Source organism: Microcoleus sp. Pol12B4 (genome assembly GCF_036701385.1).
Lineage (GTDB): Bacteria > Cyanobacteriota > Cyanobacteriia > Cyanobacteriales > Microcoleaceae > Microcoleus.
The window spans coordinates 1-17,447 of sequence record NZ_JAUBQR010000063.1 but is presented as its reverse complement, the minus strand read 5'-3'; the positions used below and the strand labels follow the sequence as shown (position 1 = coordinate 17,447).

The 17,447-nt window shown below is 45.1% G+C and carries 9 protein-coding genes; all 9 read left to right on the top strand.

Annotated elements, in window-relative coordinates; genetic code table 11:
- The first annotated feature begins 22 nt into the window (after positions 1-22).
- A complete protein-coding gene (locus QUA38_RS11330) occupies positions 23-5,839 on the top strand; it encodes a HAMP domain-containing protein (protein ID WP_333161789.1) in 5,817 nt (1,938 codons plus the stop codon).
- Positions 5,840-5,956: 117 nt separating this feature from the next.
- The gene (locus QUA38_RS11325) at positions 5,957-6,784 is read left to right on the top strand and encodes a protein-glutamate O-methyltransferase CheR (RefSeq protein WP_333097163.1); all 828 of its coding nucleotides are present in this window, start codon (positions 5,957-5,959) and stop codon (positions 6,782-6,784) included.
- A complete protein-coding gene (locus tag QUA38_RS11320; protein WP_333161786.1) occupies positions 6,738-7,463 on the top strand; it encodes a chemotaxis protein CheB in 726 nt (241 codons plus the stop codon). The genes QUA38_RS11325 and QUA38_RS11320 overlap by 47 nt, the downstream gene beginning before the upstream one ends.
- A 7-nt stretch (positions 7,464-7,470) precedes the next feature.
- Positions 7,471-9,537, top strand: coding sequence for a response regulator (locus QUA38_RS11315; RefSeq protein WP_333161784.1), 2,067 nt, complete (start codon positions 7,471-7,473; stop codon positions 9,535-9,537).
- Positions 9,538-9,678: 141 nt separating this feature from the next.
- Entirely contained in the window at positions 9,679-10,506 is an 828-nt protein-coding gene (gene map / locus QUA38_RS11310; protein WP_333068796.1) for a type I methionyl aminopeptidase, read from the top strand.
- 205 nt (positions 10,507-10,711) lie between these two features.
- Entirely contained in the window at positions 10,712-11,404 is a 693-nt protein-coding gene (locus QUA38_RS11305) for a response regulator transcription factor (protein ID WP_333161782.1), read from the top strand.
- A 131-nt stretch (positions 11,405-11,535) separates the two neighbouring features.
- Positions 11,536-11,694, top strand: a complete 159-nt coding sequence (locus QUA38_RS11300) for a hypothetical protein (protein ID WP_333161781.1) — start codon at positions 11,536-11,538, stop codon at positions 11,692-11,694.
- Between the two features lie 344 nt (positions 11,695-12,038).
- Positions 12,039-12,398: a hypothetical protein gene (locus QUA38_RS11295; RefSeq protein WP_333161779.1), complete on the top strand. Its 360-nt coding sequence runs from the start codon at positions 12,039-12,041 to the stop codon at positions 12,396-12,398.
- A gap of 493 nt (positions 12,399-12,891) precedes the next feature.
- On the top strand, positions 12,892-17,447 hold a 4,556-nt coding region (locus QUA38_RS11290; RefSeq protein WP_333161777.1), incomplete at its 3' end, for an nSTAND1 domain-containing NTPase.

The following is a 17,447-nucleotide window of genomic DNA, read 5'->3' as shown; positions in this document are numbered from 1 at the left end:
AAACTCATCAAAGGTAACGGTCATGTCAACTGCACAGATAACAAGCCCCAATTCCAATAATGGTTATGCCAAACAGTTACTTAGAACCTTAGTGGCAGTCAAAAAAGGGGACTTTTCAGTTCGGATGCCCATAGACCAGACGGGTCTAGCGGGGAAAATTGCTGACGAACTTAACGACATTATCGATCTCAATGAGAGAATGGCGGCCGAACTCGATCGCATCGGCACAGTTGTGGGTAAAGAAGGGAAAATTGCCCAGCGGGCCACCATTGGCAGCGCCGAGGGGTCATGGTCAGCTAGCGTCAACTCTGTCAATACCCTAATTACAGATTTAGTGCAACCAACCTCTGAAACCGCCAGAGTAATTCGGGCCGTAGCAAAAGGGGATTTATCGCAAACTATCGCCTTAGAAATAGAAGACAGACCCCTCAAAGGAGAATTCCTCCAAACAGCGCAAATTGTTAACACAATGGTAGACCAGTTGAGTTCCTTTGCGTCGGAAGTAACGCGGGTGGCTAGAGAAGTAGGAACCGAAGGGAAATTAGGTGTGCAAGCTGAAGTTAAAGGAGTTGCGGGAACCTGGAAAGATTTAACGGATTCAGTTAACTCGATGGCGGGGAATTTAACAGCACAAGTGCGTAACATTGCCGAAGTGACAACGGCGGTGGCAAATGGCGATTTATCCAAAAAAATTACAGTAGATGTTAAAGGCGAAATTCTCGAACTGAAAAACACGATTAACATCATGGTGGATCAGTTGAGTTCCTTCGCATCTGAAGTAACCAGAGTTGCTAGGGAAGTAGGAACGGAAGGCAAATTAGGGGTGCAAGCTGAAGTGCGGGGAGTTGCAGGAACCTGGAAAGATTTAACGGATTCAGTTAATTCAATGGCTGGCAATCTTACCGCACAAGTACGGAACATTGCCGACGTGACGACTGCTGTGGCAAATGGTGACTTATCTAAAAAAATTACAGTAGATGTTAAAGGTGAAATTCTGGAGTTAAAAAACACTATTAACATCATGGTGGATCAGTTAAATTCCTTCGCATCTGAAGTAACCAGAGTTGCTAGGGAAGTGGGTTCCGAAGGCAAACTCGGCGGTCAAGCAGAAGTTAAAGGAGTTGCCGGAACTTGGAAGGATTTAACGGATAGTGTTAACTTCATGGCAGGCAGTTTGACAGCACAAGTGCGGAACATCGCTGAAGTGACAACCGCTGTGGCAAAGGGCGATTTATCTAAGAAAATTACAGTAGATGTTAAAGGGGAAATTCTCGAACTCAAAAATACCGTCAACACGATGGTTGACCAGTTAAATTCCTTCGCATCTGAAGTAACCAGGGTTGCTAGGGAAGTCGGAACGGAAGGGAAGTTAGGCGTGCAAGCTGAAGTGCAGGAAGTAGCAGGAACCTGGAAAGATTTAACGGATTCAGTTAACTCAATGGCCGGAAATTTAACAGCACAAGTCCGCAACATTGCTGAGGTGACGACTGCTGTTGCTAACGGTGACTTATCTAAAAAAATTACGGTACAGGTTAAAGGCGAAATTTTAGAACTGAAAAACACCATTAACGTGATGGTGGATCAGCTTAATTCCTTTGCATCTGAAGTAACGAGGGTTGCTAGGGAAGTGGGTTCGGAAGGTAAACTAGGCGGTCAAGCGGATGTCCGAGGCGTAGCAGGAACTTGGAAGGATTTAACGGATTCAGTTAATTTTATGGCGGGTAGTTTGACAGAGCAAGTACGGAATATTGCGGCTGTTACTACTGCGGTGGCAAATGGCGATTTATCCAAAAAAATTACTGTAGATGTTAAGGGTGAAATTCTGGAGTTAAAAAACACCGTCAACACGATGGTGGATCAGTTGAATTCCTTTGCGTCGGAAGTAACTAGGGTTGCGAGAGAAGTAGGAACCGAAGGGAAATTAGGGGTGCAAGCTGAAGTTAAAGGAGTTGCTGGAACTTGGAAAGATTTAACGGATTCAGTTAACTCGATGGCGGGGAATTTAACAGCACAAGTGCGTAACATTGCCGAAGTGACAACGGCGGTGGCAAATGGCGATTTATCCAAAAAAATTACAGTAGATGTTAAAGGCGAAATTCTCGAACTGAAAAACACGATTAACATCATGGTGGATCAGTTGAGTTCCTTCGCATCTGAAGTAACCAGAGTTGCTAGGGAAGTAGGAACGGAAGGTAAATTAGGTGTGCAAGCTTACGTGCGTGGTGTAGGGGGAACTTGGAAAGATTTAACCGATAATGTTAACTTGATGGCGGGGAATTTGACGGCGCAGGTGCGGAATATTGCGGAAGTGACGAAAGCGGTGGCAAATGGCGATTTGTCTAAGAAAATCACCGTTGATGTTAAAGGCGAAATTCTGGAGTTGAAAGACACTATTAACGTGATGGTGGATCAGCTTAATTCCTTTGCTTCTGAGGTAACGCGGGTGGCGCGGGAGGTGGGAACTGAGGGTAAATTGGGCGGTCAAGCTGAGGTGAAAGGAGTTGCGGGAACTTGGAAAGATTTAACCGACAACGTAAACTCGATGGCGGGGAATTTGACAGCGCAAGTGCGGGGTATTGCTAAGGTTGTGACGGCGGTGGCGAATGGCGATTTGAAGCGCAAATTAATGCTGGAAGCTAAGGGAGAAATTGCGACTCTGGCAGATACGATTAATGAGATGATTGATACGCTCGCGACGTTTGCCGATCAAGTTACTACAGTGGCGCGGGAAGTGGGAATTGAAGGGAAATTGGGCGGCCAGGCCAAGGTTCCGGGTGCGGCGGGGACGTGGCGAGATTTGACGGATAACGTGAATGAATTGGCGGCGAATTTGACTACTCAACTGCGGGCGATCGCAGAAGTAGCAATTGCTGTTACCAGAGGCGATTTAACGAGGTCAATTTCCGTGGCCACGGAAGGAGAAGTTGCCATTGTTAAGGACAACATTAACCAGATGATCGCCAATCTCCGGGAGACTACGCAGAAAAATACTGAGCAAGATTGGCTGAAAACAAACCTTGCTAAGTTTACTCGAATGCTACAAGGTCAGCGGGATTTAGAAACTGTTTCTAAACTAATTCTCTCAGAATTGACGCCGCTGGTTTCTGCTCAGCATGGCGTCTTCTTTATGATGGAATCTGTCGAACACGATCCGTTTCTCAAACTGTTAAGTACCTACGCATACCGCGAACGCAAACAGTTAGGAAATAGATTCCATTTAGGCGAAGGTTTGGTAGGACAGTGCGCCCTGGAAAAAGAACGGATACTGTTGACCGAAGTGCCGGAAAACTACGTTAAAATTGGATCGGGACTGGGAGAATCTACGCCGCTGAATGTGGTGGTTTTACCCGTATTATTTGAGGGACAAGTGACGGCAGTAATCGAGTTAGCTTCGTTCCGCCGATTCAGCGAAATACACTTGACATTCCTCGACCAACTTACAGAAAGTATCGCCATTGTCTTAAATACAATTGCGGCGAGTATGCGGACTGAAGAGTTGCTGAAACAGTCACAGTCTTTGGCCGAAGAGTTACAAACTCAGCAAAAAGAACTAACGGAAACTAACAAGCGTCTTGAACAACAAGCGCAGTCACTCCGCGCATCTGAGGAACTGTTAAAGAGTCAGCAGGAAGAGTTGCAACAAACGAATGAAGAACTAGAAGAACAAGCTGAATTGCTAGCGCTGCAAAATAAGGAAGTGGAGCGGAAAAACCGAGATATCGAACAGGCGAGGGGGTTGTTGGAAGAAAGAGCAGAACAGTTGGCTCTAACTTCTAAGTATAAGTCGGAGTTTCTGGCAAATATGTCTCACGAGTTGCGAACTCCGCTAAATTCGCTGTTGATTCTGGCTCGATTGCTTTCTGACAATACTGAAGGCAATTTGACTCTGAAGCAAGTTGAATACACGCGCACAATTTACTCCGCGGGAAATGATTTGCTGGGGCTGATTAATGACATCTTGGATCTCGCTAAGATTGAATCGGGCACGATGTCGGTGGAAATTGAGCAAGTGTTGTTTACGGACTTGCGAGATCATTTGGATCGGACTTTCCGCCAAATCGCCCAGGATAAGAAGTTGAGTTTTAAAATAGAGCTTGAGGCTGGGTTGCCAAAAGGTCTCTATACTGATGCTAAACGGCTGCAACAAGTTTTGAAGAATCTCCTCTCTAATGCGTTTAAGTTTACAGAGCGAGGGGAGGTGAAATTGCGTGCCGAAGTAGTGCGGGAAGGGTGGAGTTTAGAGATAGAAAGTTTAAGGAGTTCCCCTACTGTTTTGGCTTTCTCAGTTAGCGATACCGGGATAGGGATTTCTGCTGAAAAACACAGGGTTATTTTTGAGGCTTTTCAACAAGCAGATGGTAGCACTAGCCGCAAATACGGGGGCACGGGTTTGGGTTTGTCAATTAGTAGAGAAATCGCTAATTTGTTAGGTGGAGAAATTAAATTGACAAGTCATCCTGGTGAGGGTAGTAAGTTCACGCTTTATCTGCCACAAACTTACCAAGAATCGCGCATAATGAATGATACGGGTTCGGGAACGGGCAAGCAAACGCCTCAATTACCCCCTGCTAATTCTCCCGCACTTCCTTTGCCGAATTTCCACTTGCCGATCGCACCTTACCCCTCACCTTTAATCTTTGATGATCGAGAAAATATTGAGAGTGACGATCGCGTGCTGTTGATTATTGAAGATGATGTAAACTTTGCTCGGATTCTGCTGGATATGGCGCAGGAACAGGGTTTTAAAGGTTTGGTGGCTTTGCGGAGCGATATCGGTTTGGCGATGGCTCGAGAGTTCAAGCCAACTGCGATTATGCTGGATCTAAATTTGCCTGTGATGGATGGCTGGACAGTGCTCGATCGCTTGAAGCACGACCCAAGTACGCGCCACATTCCGGTTCACATTGTATCAGTTGAAGAAGGGCGGCAGCGCAGTTTGCAGTTAGGGGCGATCGCTTACTTACAAAAGCCTGTCAGTCGCGAAGCATTGAGCAAAGCTTTGACTGATATTAAGGGGTTTGTGGAGCGACCAGTGAAGAATTTGCTAGTCGTGGAAGACGACGAAACACAGCGTCTAGGTATTGTGGATTTAATCGGTAATCACGATGTTTCTACCACGGCTGTGGGGAGTGGTGCAGAGGCGCTAGAAATTTTGAAATCGGGGCATTTTGACTGCGTTGTACTCGATTTGGGACTACCAGATATGACTGGTTTTGAACTGATAGAGCAGATCAAGCAAGAGGCTACTTTGAAAAGTCTGCCACTTATTATTTATACGGGCAAAGAGTTGACAAGATCCGAAGAAACTCAACTCAAGCGCATGGCGGAAACAATCATTGTTAAAGATGTGCGGTCGCCTGAGCGCCTGTTAGATGAAACAGCTTTGTTTTTGCACCGAGTGCAAGCAAATTTGCCCGAACCAAAGCGCCAAATGCTAGAGCAATTGTATCAAACAGATTCGACGCTGGCGGGCAAAACAGTCTTGATTGTTGACGACGATATGCGGAATATTTTCGCCCTCACAAGTATGCTGGAGCGCCATAAAATGGAAGTTGTGTATGCTGAGAATGGCAGAGAGGGCATTGCTAAATTGCAAAATACGCCTGAGATAAATATTGTGTTGATGGACGTGATGATGCCAGAGATGGACGGTTACGAAACCATGCAAGCAATTCGTAATATGCCTCAATTTGCTTCGTTGCCAATGATTGCTCTGACTGCGAAAGCGATGAAGGGCGATCGGGAAAAATGTATCGAAGCTGGTGCGTCTGACTACATTACCAAACCTGTTGATACGGAACAGTTGCTCTCGCTGCTGCGTGTCTGGCTTTATCGATAATGAAGTCAGTTGTTCACTTGGAAGTTGACTGTTGGCAGTTGTTAGTTGTCATTAGTCAGCAGTCAACAGTCAGCAGTTAACAGTCAAAAATGCCCAATAACCAATTAGTCATTAAAAATGCCCGAAAGCCATGAACTTGAAACAATCGAAATTCAACTCCTACTAGAGGGAATGTTTCGCTATTACGGATTTGATTTTCGCAATTATGCTTTTGCCTCTCTCAAGCGCCGTATTTGGAACACTATTCGCTCGGAACGGCTCACCACTGTCTCTGCACTTCAGGAAAAGGTACTTCACAATCCTGCTTACTTAGATCGTTTACTCCTAGACATTTCTGTCAATGTAACGGCGATGTTTCGCGATCCCAGTTTTTACATTAGTTTCAGAAATAAAGTGGTGCCGCTGTTGCGTACTTATCCTTTTATTCGGATTTGGCACGCTGGATGCTCAACGGGAGAAGAAGTCTATTCTATGGCAATCTTGCTGCAAGAAGAAGGACTGTATGACCGTTGTCGTATTTACGCTACGGACATGAATGAATTAGTTTTGAAAACAGCCAAAACAGGGATATTCCCGCTGAAACAAATGCAAGAATATACGCAACTATACCACCAAGCGGGGGGCAAGAAAGCGTTTTCTGAGTATTACACTGCTGCCTATGAAAATGCGATTTTTCGCTCTTCACTTAAAGATAATATTGTCTTTGCTCACCACAACCTAGCAACGGATAATTCTTTTAATGAATTTAATGTTATTTTATGCCGTAATGTGATGATTTATTTCAATTCACACCTCCAAGAGCGGGTACACAAGCTTTTTTATGAGAGCCTGGGAATGTTTGGAGTTTTAGGACTAGGACATCAGGAGTCTCTGACTTTTACACCTTATGAAAAATACTATGAACCCATTGAAAGTAGTGATAAACTCTACCGGAGGATTAAATAAAAAAAATTTTGAAATAGTGGTTGTGGGCACGTCTTTGGGAGGGCTAGAGGCTCTGACTCTTCTGCTGGCAGATTTGCCACAAAGCTTTCCTTTGCCTGTAGTTATTGTCCAACACCGCCATAAGAGTTCTCAGAATAGGCTTACTTATTTTTTACAAAAGCAAAGCTCTCTCCAAGTCACAGAGGCCCAAGACAAAGAGGAGATCGTACCTGGACGGGTTTACTTGGCTCCTGCTGACTATCACTTGCTAATAGAATCGCCCTCTGACGAGGAGTTTATCCTGTATGAAAACGAATTTACAGAATGGGGGAGCGTGGCAGTGGAGTCAATCCATAATTCAAACTCCCCAATCCGCAATCGCGGAACTCCTAAATTTGCACTATCAACTGAGGCTCCTGTCTGCTACGCGCGGCCCTCAATCGATGTGCTGTTTGAGTCGGCTGCGGATGCCTTTGGGGAGAAAGTTATCGGCATAATTTTAACGGGAGCTAATTCGGATGGCAGTAAAGGGCTGGCAAAAATTAAAGCTGAGGGAGGATTGACATTCGTGGAGGAACCGGCTTCAGCTCTATGCCCGACCATGCCAGCGTCGGCGATCGCAAATGTTAAAGTAGACTGGATTTTACCCCTCTCTAAAATCGCTCCCTGTTTAGTCAATTTGCTAAGAATGAAAGATTAAAAAAATTATGAATCTGCAGTCCCCCCATCGAGTAAATGTCCTTTTAGTTGACGATCGCCCAGAAAATTTGGTAGCTCTAGAAGCTATCCTCAACAGTCCCTCTTATCATCTAGTACAAGCTAGTTCGGGCGCGGAGGCTCTGAGATGTCTGCTTAATGAAGATTTTGCAGTAATTTTGCTTGATGTGCAGATGCCGGGAATGGATGGATTTGAGACAGCAACCTTGATTCGCTCTAGAGATCGATCGCGAGCGACTCCGATTATTTTTATCACAGCATTCAGCAGTAATGACACCCACGTGTTTAAAGGTTATTCTCTGGGTGCGGTGGATTACCTGTTCAAACCCTTAGAACCGGAAATATTGACCTCGAAGGTGCAGGTATTTGTGGAATTGTTCCAAAAAACAGTCGAGGTGAGACAGCAAGCAACACAGTTAGCTGCTGTTAATAGTGAACTAAGTAAAAGTGAAGAGCGGTTTCGCACTTTGTGTGCTTGTTCACCCCTGGGAATTTACTTAGCTGACGTTGAAGGCCGGTGTACTTACATCAACCCGCGTTGTCAAGCGATTTGCGGGTTAACATTGGAGGAAAGTTTGGCAGAGGTTTGGCAGCGGGAAGTTCATCCAGAAGATCGCGATCGCGTAGTAGCAGATTGGTTAGCTTGGATTAAACAAAGCCAGGAATATTCTAACGAGTTTCGATTAGCTGGTAGCGAAACTGTGCGTTGGATTCACGTGCAGTCGTCGCCAATGTTTTCGGATTTGGGAAAATTGATCGGTCACGTGGGTACGGTTAGAGATGTCACAGACCGCAAGCAAGCAGAGGAAGAACGCGGCAGACTAATCCGCGAACAAGTGGCGCGACAAGAAGCTGAGAGAGCTAATCAGATGAAGGATGAATTTCTAGCTATTCTCTCTCACGAGCTCCGTACTCCTTTAAATGCAATTCTCGGCTGGTCTAGGCTGCTTCGTACCAAAACATTTGACCAAGATACTATAGAGAAAGCCCTAGAAACAATTGAGCGTAATGCTAAATCTCAATCTCAACTCATTGAAGATATTTTAGATGTTTCGCGGATTCTGCGCGGGAAACTAAATTTAAATAAGCATCCGATTCGGTTAGAATCTGCGATCAACTTGGCAATAGATTCCTTGCAGCCCCTAGCTGAGGAAAAATCAATAGTCCTAGAATTAACGTGCAGTCCAAATGTAGGTGAAGTTATCGGCGATTTCGATCGCTTGCAGCAAATTGTGTGGAATTTGCTTTCAAATGCGATTAAGTTTAGTCCCCAACAGGGTAAAGTAGAGGTGCGGTTAGAGTCAGTTGGCGATGAGGCTCAAATTGAGATAATTGATAGCGGCATTGGTATCGCTCCTGATTTTTTGCCTTATGTTTTCGATCGCTTCCGCCAAGCTGATAGCAGCACAACTAGGTCTTACGGAGGTTTGGGCCTGGGATTGGCGATCGTCCGTCACTTGGTGGAACTGCACGGCGGTAAGGTGTATGCAGAGAATAATCCGGGCGCGGGTGCGAAATTTACGGTGGCTTTACCTGTGGCACAAAGGAAGACCCAAGGTGCAGGGGATGCTTGGTCGCCGCTCAATGACGCGACAGAGATTCTCCCCACTCTGACTAATTTGCAATTGCTGGTGGTGGATGATGACGATGACACGCGGGAGTTTTTGATTGCTTTACTCGAGGACGAAGGAGCTATCGTGCGATCGGCGGCATCGGTGGCCGGGGCTGTAGCTGCACTGGAGAGTTATTGGCCGGATCTGCTGCTGAGCGACATTGGAATGCCGCAAGCAGACGGCTATGAGTTGATCGCGCGCGTGAGAGAAATGGAAGTGCTCAGGGGTGGAAAGATGCCTGCGATCGCTCTGACGGCCTACGCCAGAGAGGAAGAGCGCAAGCAAGCGCTGGAAGCTGGTTTCCAGATGCACTTATCTAAACCAGTTGACATAACTAAGTTAATTGCCGCAATTGCTAACCTCACAGGAATGCTCGGGAATCCTGAACCGACAGACTCGGCGGTTAAAACCGCTTTGTTGACCCCCCAATCCCGTGCCGATTAGTGAGAAAAATATTAAGCTAGCTTAAAGGACAAGCGATCGACAGTTCGGAACAAGACACTCGTTTTTCCACAAAAAACTGGATATTTGCCGTTTTTTGCTTCAACCTGCCGTCAAAGTACAAAATTACCCGCCAATCAATACATGAATATTTTTAGCAGTCTGCTTTCTGGTCCTACTCAAGCACCACAAGTCAAAAAACAGCGTCGAGGCATTGAAATTAAGTCGGAACGCGAAATCGAAATTATGCGACAGGCAGGGAAAATCGTTGCAACGGTACTCAAAGAAATTTCCTTAATGGTAAAACCGGGAATGACTACTGCTGATTTGGATGCTTATGCCGAAAGACGCATCCGCGAAATGGGTGCAACTCCCAGCTTTAAAGGCTATCACGGTTTCACAGGATCGATTTGCTCTAGCATTAATAACGAAGTTGTTCACGGCATACCCAGTCCCAAAAAAGTAATTCGGGCAGGAGATGTTCTCAAGGTAGATACTGGGGCATATTATCAAGGTTTTCACGGCGATTCTTGCATTACGATCGCAGTTGTGGAAGTGACTCCCGAATCGGCAAAATTAATCCGAGTCGCAGAAGAAGCTCTCTACAAAGGCATCGAACAAGTGAAGGCTGGAGCTTATTTGCTCGATCTGGCTGGTGCGATCGAAGATCATGTCAAAAGCAACGGTTTTAGCGTCGTTGAGGAGTTTACCGGCCACGGTGTCGGGCGAAATTTGCACGAGGAACCGTCGGTTTTCAATTTCCGCACGCGGGAAATGCCGAACGTGAAATTGCGAGCAGGCATGACATTGGCGATCGAACCAATTCTGAATGCCGGTTCTAAGTACACTCGGACGCTTTCTGACAAGTGGACTGCTGTGACGGTTGACAATGCTATGTCTGCTCAGTTTGAGCATACTGTGTTGGTGACGGAAACTGGTTATGAAATTTTGACCGATCGTTCAAAAGTTTAAGTTGAAGGGTTCAACAATAATTTTGAGTTTTGAGTTTCGAGTTTTGAATTAAAGATTTAAGAACTTTTTAATCGTTAGATCAAAACCTAACTCAAAACTCTTGAGTTAAACAACAATTTTTTTAGTTCCTTGGATGGATGGAGTGACAAGAAGAGTTAAATTCGGCTAAATTAAAAAATAGTGGTAAAGCGTAAGGGTAAAAACTATGTCAGCACGATTATTATTGGTAGATGATGAACCGGGCTTGCGGGAAGCAGTACAAGCTTATTTGGAAGATAGCGATTTTGCGGTTGAGGTTGCCAGTAATGCTCGCGACGGCTGGGAACTTTTGCAGCAGTACAATCCCGATTTGGTCATTTCAGACATTATGATGCCCCAGGTGGACGGTTATCAATTTCTCAAGCAAGTGCGGGAAGATCCTCGCTATAAGTCTTTGCCGGTGGTGTTTTTGACGGCTAAGGGGATGACGAGCGATCGTATTCAAGGCTATCAAGCAGGCTGCGATGCTTATCTTTCTAAGCCCTTCGATCCTGACGAATTAGTAGCAATAGTAACCAATTTGCTGGCCCGCCGCGCGGCTGCTAAGGAGACGAGCGAAAATGCTGAAAGTCCAGATATTGCTGCTTTGACAAGCCAAATGGCGAGAATTGAGTCTTTGCTGAGTGGGCGGAGTTCGATCGCCCAAAGTCCTTCCCCGATTAAAATTGATTTGACTCCGCGAGAACAAAGTGTTTTGGATTTGGTTGCTCAAGGTTTGATGAATAAGGAAATTGCCCGCCGCTTGGAAACTAGCGTGCGTAATGTGGAAAAGTACGTCAGCCGTTTGTTTAGCAAGACGGGTACTAACAGCCGTACTGAGTTGGTTCGCTTCGCTCTCGAACACGGCTTGACGAAATAGGAGTCCTCTCGACTTGGCTGGAGGCTCTGCCTCGCCGAGCTGCGTTACCAGGCTTTTCCTGGTAACGATAATTATGCAAAAAATTAGAAATGTTAAGATATAAGTATTGACAGATATCCGGTGGCTGTGGTATGTCACATCAGCTTGCTGGTGGCAGCGCGGGAGTGCGAAAACAGGTGTGCCAAAACTGGTGTGCGATTCCCTACGAGATAGCTACGCTCGCGCGTACTTCTCACCCACTTTGCTTTGAGTCTGAGATGAACACTCACAAAGGCTGGGGAATTACTTAACGGGAAAACCTGACTGTTTAAGAGTTTTCACGTAGTAAATAGAAAGGCAAACAGTTGACCGGATATGCTTCGTTAAGCAAACTTGCCATAAACAGTCACAGATAAGGTTATATCCTGCGGAAAAACAAGCCACTATTAATTAATGAATCTGCTCAAAAACGGATACTTGCGAACTACAGGAGTGGTAACTAACCCACAATTTTAGACCATAGTTAAAGCTCTCAAATTTATATGTGGAGTAAATCTAAAATCTAAAATCTAAAATCGACTGAGAGCGATCTAAAGTAGCTGCAGATGTTGAATGTATAGCAGCATCAAAGTTTAGTTTATACCAGGAGGATACCATGAGGAAAATCACGGCGCTACAAACAATAAGTGCCATAGTAGCACTGCCGATCGTACTAATGACTAATACAACTCAAGCTTTGGCCGCTGATAACGATCAGACAATAGATCCAATTAAGAAAGTTTCGGATTTTGGCGATGAGCTTGATTTTGATATGCCCGCACCAACAACAATCAGCATTGAAGAAAGCGAGGATTGGGATGAACCTGATTTTGCAGCTACTTTAGATATGGAGATTAGTAAATTTATGACAAAAAATCTTCAAGCTGTAATTGATGAGCCGCCCCCGGTAGTTTATCTCAGTGCGGCCAGGGGTCAGTCAACCCGGGAATGCCGGATTTCCGGGATATGCGAATAACTGAATCGGATTTGGGCGATTTGGGCGATGGCTGGGAACCCTGGAAACAAAGACTCTTTTGCGGGCTAGAATTGGAGCAATTATCAAGATTTCAGTAAAATCCGGTTGATTTTGCTGGGAATATGCGAATAACAGAGTATGTATTTTTTTGGGTATGCTTTAATGCGATCGGCTAAAACAATAAGTATGCAGGCTGAAATAAACTTAACTAATTGATAGTTCCCACTGATGGGAAATCGCCCCAAATGGCAGAAATAAAATTAATCATGTGATTCTTCGCTGTGATTGGCAAACGTAAAAACGGGTAAAAGTCAACTTATAGCAACCCCCAACACGGTTAGGACGTTCTTAATTGGACTTTCCCCCTGGCGTCCATCCGTTACACCCGTTACATCAGTTATATCCGTTACATCCGTTACAAAATCCGTTGCCGAACTTCCTTTTTTCGGCAGTTGACAACACCTATCCTGAGAAACTTTTTCAAAAATTAATTATGATTAATTCGCACTGCCAGGAAGAAACCGCAGCACAGCAAAACACAAGTTCGCTGCAAACTCTCATCCGGACTCTGAGAATGTCTCAGGGGCAATTTTCGTTGATTTTGGTACGGTGCAATTACAGTGCGATGAGAGAGCAAACGGCACGGCATTTGCGGGAAGAGTCTGGGATCGAGATTCGAGAAATTGTCCTCCCGCCATCGGTTAAAACTCTTTACACGACGATAGAAACCAAAGTTTCCTGCAGCCACCCGTCAGCTTTAATGGTGTTTGGATTGGAATCGGTAAGCGCGATCGATCGACTGCTGACTTCTACCAACTACGTGAGGGAAGAATTTCGGAATAATTTTCCCTTTCCGGTGGTGCTGTGGGTGACAGACAAAATATTAAAAAAACTGATTCGGTTAGTAACAGATATCGAGACTTGGACGACCACTGTTGAATTTGTCCTCGGCCCAGATGACTTGGTGGATTTCCTGGGCAAAAGTGCCGATCGCATTTTTTCCAACATTTTAGAAAGTGGCAATTGGCGTTTAACTAATTCTGCCATTCTCGGAGCCAATTCTTTGAGTGAACTAGAGTCAGCTAGCCAAGACTTGCAAACTTGCAACATCAGGTTAGAACCAGCTATAGAAGCGAGTTTGCAATTTATTCGCGGTAGGCACGAATATGCTTGTCACCGCATCCCTGCGGCTATTGAATTGTATCAAAAAAGTCTCAGTTTTTGGAAGCATCAAGTAGCATTTATTGGACAAAAGACAGAATTTAGCGCTTTGTTATTTACCGTTCACCCAGCCCCGGTGCTAGAGGGAATTCTGCTGTTCCACATCGGTCTTTGCTACCGCTTCCAAGCAGAACAACACCGCAGCAGCAACCGCCCTTACTGGACGGAAGCTAAGAATTATTTTCAGGAATGTATTGATGTTTTAGAACGGGCGGGACGGCCGGATGCCGTTGGTATATTCATCAATCAACTTGGCGAAGTATTGCAGCAGTTAGAAGATTGGGATGCACTCTGGAATTTAGCTATCAAAGCTCGGAGGTTACATAAAAATATGGAAAATTCAGCAGTTAATTTGGCTCAAGATTACGGCTTTTTGGCTAGAGTAGCCTTAGAGCAAAAGAACTGGCAAGGGGCGAAAGAATGGGCTTTAATCGCTCTAGACGTTCTCAACTCAAATTTAGAAGCGACAGGACAGGGAACCCCTGTAAAGTCGCAGCATCTAGGCTTGTATCTGTTAATTTTAGCAGAGGCCCAGAGTCAGTTGGGTGAGGTGCAGGAGGCGATCGCCCATTTAGAGCTTGCTCGCTCGGAAACCGAAGCGTGCTACAACCCGCAACTGTATTTGCGGGTTTTAGAAATGCTGCGATCGCTATATTTTCAGCAGGGAGAATATCTCGAAGCATTTCAAATTAAGCAAGATTACCGAGCGGTGGAACACACGTATCGGTTCCGAGCTTTTATTGGAGCCGGAAAGTTGCAGCCGCACAGAGAAGCGGTTAATTCCGTCGCCGAAACTGTTGCAAACGCGGCTACTATTGCTGACGAAATTACAGCTTCCGGCAGAGAACAAGACCTCAACCGCTTGATATATAGGATGAACAATACCCCCGACAAACTGACAGTAATTTACGGTCAGTCTGGAGTTGGCAAAAGTTCAATAGTCACGGGAGGATTAGTACCAGCTCTCAAACAAAAAAAAATAGAAATGCGGACTGTTTTGCCCGTAGTGCTGCAAGTTTATAACAACTGGCCGCGGGAATTGACCAGACAGTTATCTGCGGGGAAGGCGGAAATATTCGATCCGGAAATTGCCGAAGCAGTACCAGAAATTTCTCCGGTAGATTTTCTAGTAGAACCAAGCTCAGTCAAGGGAAATCTTATTTCGGGGTTTCAGGGTGGCTCGACTGGGAGTAATGAGGATGAAAGGGAGCAATCACAGCCAGTAGAATTAATCATACAACAACAGGCGCTCGAATACGAAAACATTATCAAAGAGCTGCAAAGAAATTCCGAACATTTAGTCACTGTTCTGATATTTGACCAATTTGAAGAATTTTTTTTCGTGTGGAAAGAGCCAGCGGAAAGACAAATATTTTTTGATTTTTTGCGGGAATGCTTGAAAATCAAATACTTAAAAGTTGTCCTGTGTTTGCGGGAAGATTACCTACACTATTTGCTGGAATTTTCCCGACCCAAAAACCAGACAGGATTGGTTAACAATGATATTTTGGAGGACATTCTCAGCAAAAACATTCTGTTTTATTTGGGAAATTTTTCGCTGGTAGATGCGCGATCGGTAATTCGCACTTTAACTGAACGAGCGCAGTTTTACTTAGAACCAGAGCTGATCGAAGAATTAGTCAAAAATTTAGCTGGAGAATTGGGAGAAGTCCGCCCGATCGAACTACAACTTGTCGGCGCTCAACTGCAACAAGAGAACATTAGAACTTTAAGTCAATATCAGGAGCTCGGCAACAATCCGCAACAAAAATTAGTCGAAAGGTTTCTCGAAGAAGTCATCAAAGATTGCGGCCCAGAGAATGAAGTAGCGGCGCGCCGAGTATTGTATTTGCTCACAGATGAAGAGGAGATACGTCCCCTAAAAACCCGCGCAGAATTAGCCTCAAATTTAGCGACATTTGCTGAAGCTGACAAATTAGATTTAGTCTTAGAACTGTTAGTAAACTCTGGTTTAGTTTTTCGATGGACGGAACTACCGGCAGAGCTTTATCAGCTCGTTCACGATTATTTAGTTAGCTTCATTCGCCAGCAGCAAGAATTAGATCAAAAGGCAGAATTTGAGGAACTGCGAAAGCAAAACCAAATTAATCGAGATGAAATTGAACAAATTCGCAAGGACAGAGAGCAAGATGCTTTGCTGTCGGAAGCTAGAGACAAACAGTACCAAGCGGAAGCTCAACTTTACCAAACTCGGAGATGGCAATTGCGGGCGGCGGTTCTAGGAGTGCTTGTACTAGGAGGTGTTTCGGGGATGGCATTCGAGCAAGCAAAATTAGCAGAAAGCGCACGGCAGGAAGCAGAAAAAAGTCGGACTGATGCCCTAAATTCGGCGTCGGAAGCTTTGGTGCTTTCTAATGAAAAAAATCAATTAGGAGTGTTGGAAAATAGTATCAAAATTGCTCGTGATTCTCAGAAAAGTACAGCCCTACCTGTGGAGACTAAAAATAAAATTGCTGAAAGACTCAGACAAGCAGTTTCCGGGGTGCAAGAACGCAACCGTTTCCAGCAGCACAGCAAGTTTGTTTTGGATGTGAGTGTCAGCCCCGACGGCAATTCAGTTGCTTCGGCAAGTGCTGACAAAACTGTGAAATTGTGGAGCAAAGAAGGTAAGTTATTAAAAACTTTCAATCACCCAGATAGCGTGACGAGTGTTAGTTTTAGTCCCGATGGGAAAACGATCGCTACTGGTTGTGCCGATCGCACAATTAGAATTTGGCAAGTAGATAACGACAAAAGTGCGATTCCCTACGGGATAGCTCCGCTTCACGGCATTTTATCCGGCCACCGCGATATCGTCACCAGCGTCAGTTTCAGTCCCGACGGCAAAACCCTAGCTTCTGCCAGTCACGACAACACCGTCAAAATCTGGAACCTTGCGAATAAAAAATTGCTGCAAACCTTAACCGGACACAAAGACTGGGTGCTGGGCGTCAGTTTCAGCCCCGACGGTCAAACAATTGCCTCAGCAAGTGTAGACAAAACTGTCAAACTTTGGAACCGAGAAAGTAAAACCCAGAAATTTACAATTAATCCCAAAACATTAACCAAACATTCTGACATTGTGTACAGCATTAAGTTCAGTCCAAACGGCCGAGAACTCGTCTCAGCCAGTGCGGATACCACAGCTAAAATTTGGAACCGAAACGGTGAGGAAATCCGAACTCTCAAAGGACATAACGATGAAGTTGTCAGCGCGAGTTTCAGTCGCGACGGCAAAAAAATTGTCACTGGCAGTGCAGACGATACAGTGAAAGTTTGGAGTCGCAGCGGCACTTTGCTCAACACTTTTCGAGGACATCAAGACGACGTGAGGGCAGTGAGTTTCAGCGGCGACGGCACTATTGCTTCCGCAAGTAAGGACAAAATAGTGAAAATTTGGCAACCGGATAGCACTCCGCTGAATAAGATTTTATCGGGACACGGAGACTGGGTTTACAAAGTCAGTTTTAGTGCTGACGGCAAAACAATTGCTTCTGCTAGTGGTGACAAAACAGTGAGACTTTGGAGGGCTGACGGCAGTTTATTCAAAATTTTAGAAGGTCACAAGGATTCTGTTACCTGGGTGAGCATTTCACCTGATGATAAAACTGTTGCATCGGCGAGCGATGACAAAACAGTGAAAGTCTGGAGTTTAAACGGCAAACTGTTAGATACTCTCAGCCACAGTGGCATTGTCAGAAGCGTGAGTTTTAGTCCAGACGGAAAGATAATTGCCGCCGCCAATGCCGATCGCAAATTGTACCTCTGGCGCTGGAACGGTTCTAAAGCAACTTTGTTTGCAAAACTCGATCACACCAATCCAGTAAT

Bases quoted from the DNA above. Each gene is read 5' to 3' on its own strand.
- QUA38_RS11300 (WP_333161781.1), top strand. From the start codon at position 11,536: ATGTCACATCAGCTTGCTGGTGGCAGCGCGGGAGTGCGAAAACAGGTG.
- QUA38_RS11320 (WP_333161786.1), top strand. From the start codon at position 6,738: ATGAACCCATTGAAAGTAGTGATAAACTCTACCGGAGGATTAAATAAA.
- QUA38_RS11315 (WP_333161784.1), top strand. From the start codon at position 7,471: ATGAATCTGCAGTCCCCCCATCGAGTAAATGTCCTTTTAGTTGACGAT.
- QUA38_RS11325 (WP_333097163.1), top strand. From the start codon at position 5,957: ATGCCCGAAAGCCATGAACTTGAAACAATCGAAATTCAACTCCTACTA.
- QUA38_RS11295 (WP_333161779.1), top strand. From the start codon at position 12,039: ATGAGGAAAATCACGGCGCTACAAACAATAAGTGCCATAGTAGCACTG.
- QUA38_RS11305 (WP_333161782.1), top strand. From the start codon at position 10,712: ATGTCAGCACGATTATTATTGGTAGATGATGAACCGGGCTTGCGGGAA.
- map (WP_333068796.1), top strand. From the start codon at position 9,679: ATGAATATTTTTAGCAGTCTGCTTTCTGGTCCTACTCAAGCACCACAA.
- QUA38_RS11330 (WP_333161789.1), top strand. From the start codon at position 23: ATGTCAACTGCACAGATAACAAGCCCCAATTCCAATAATGGTTATGCC.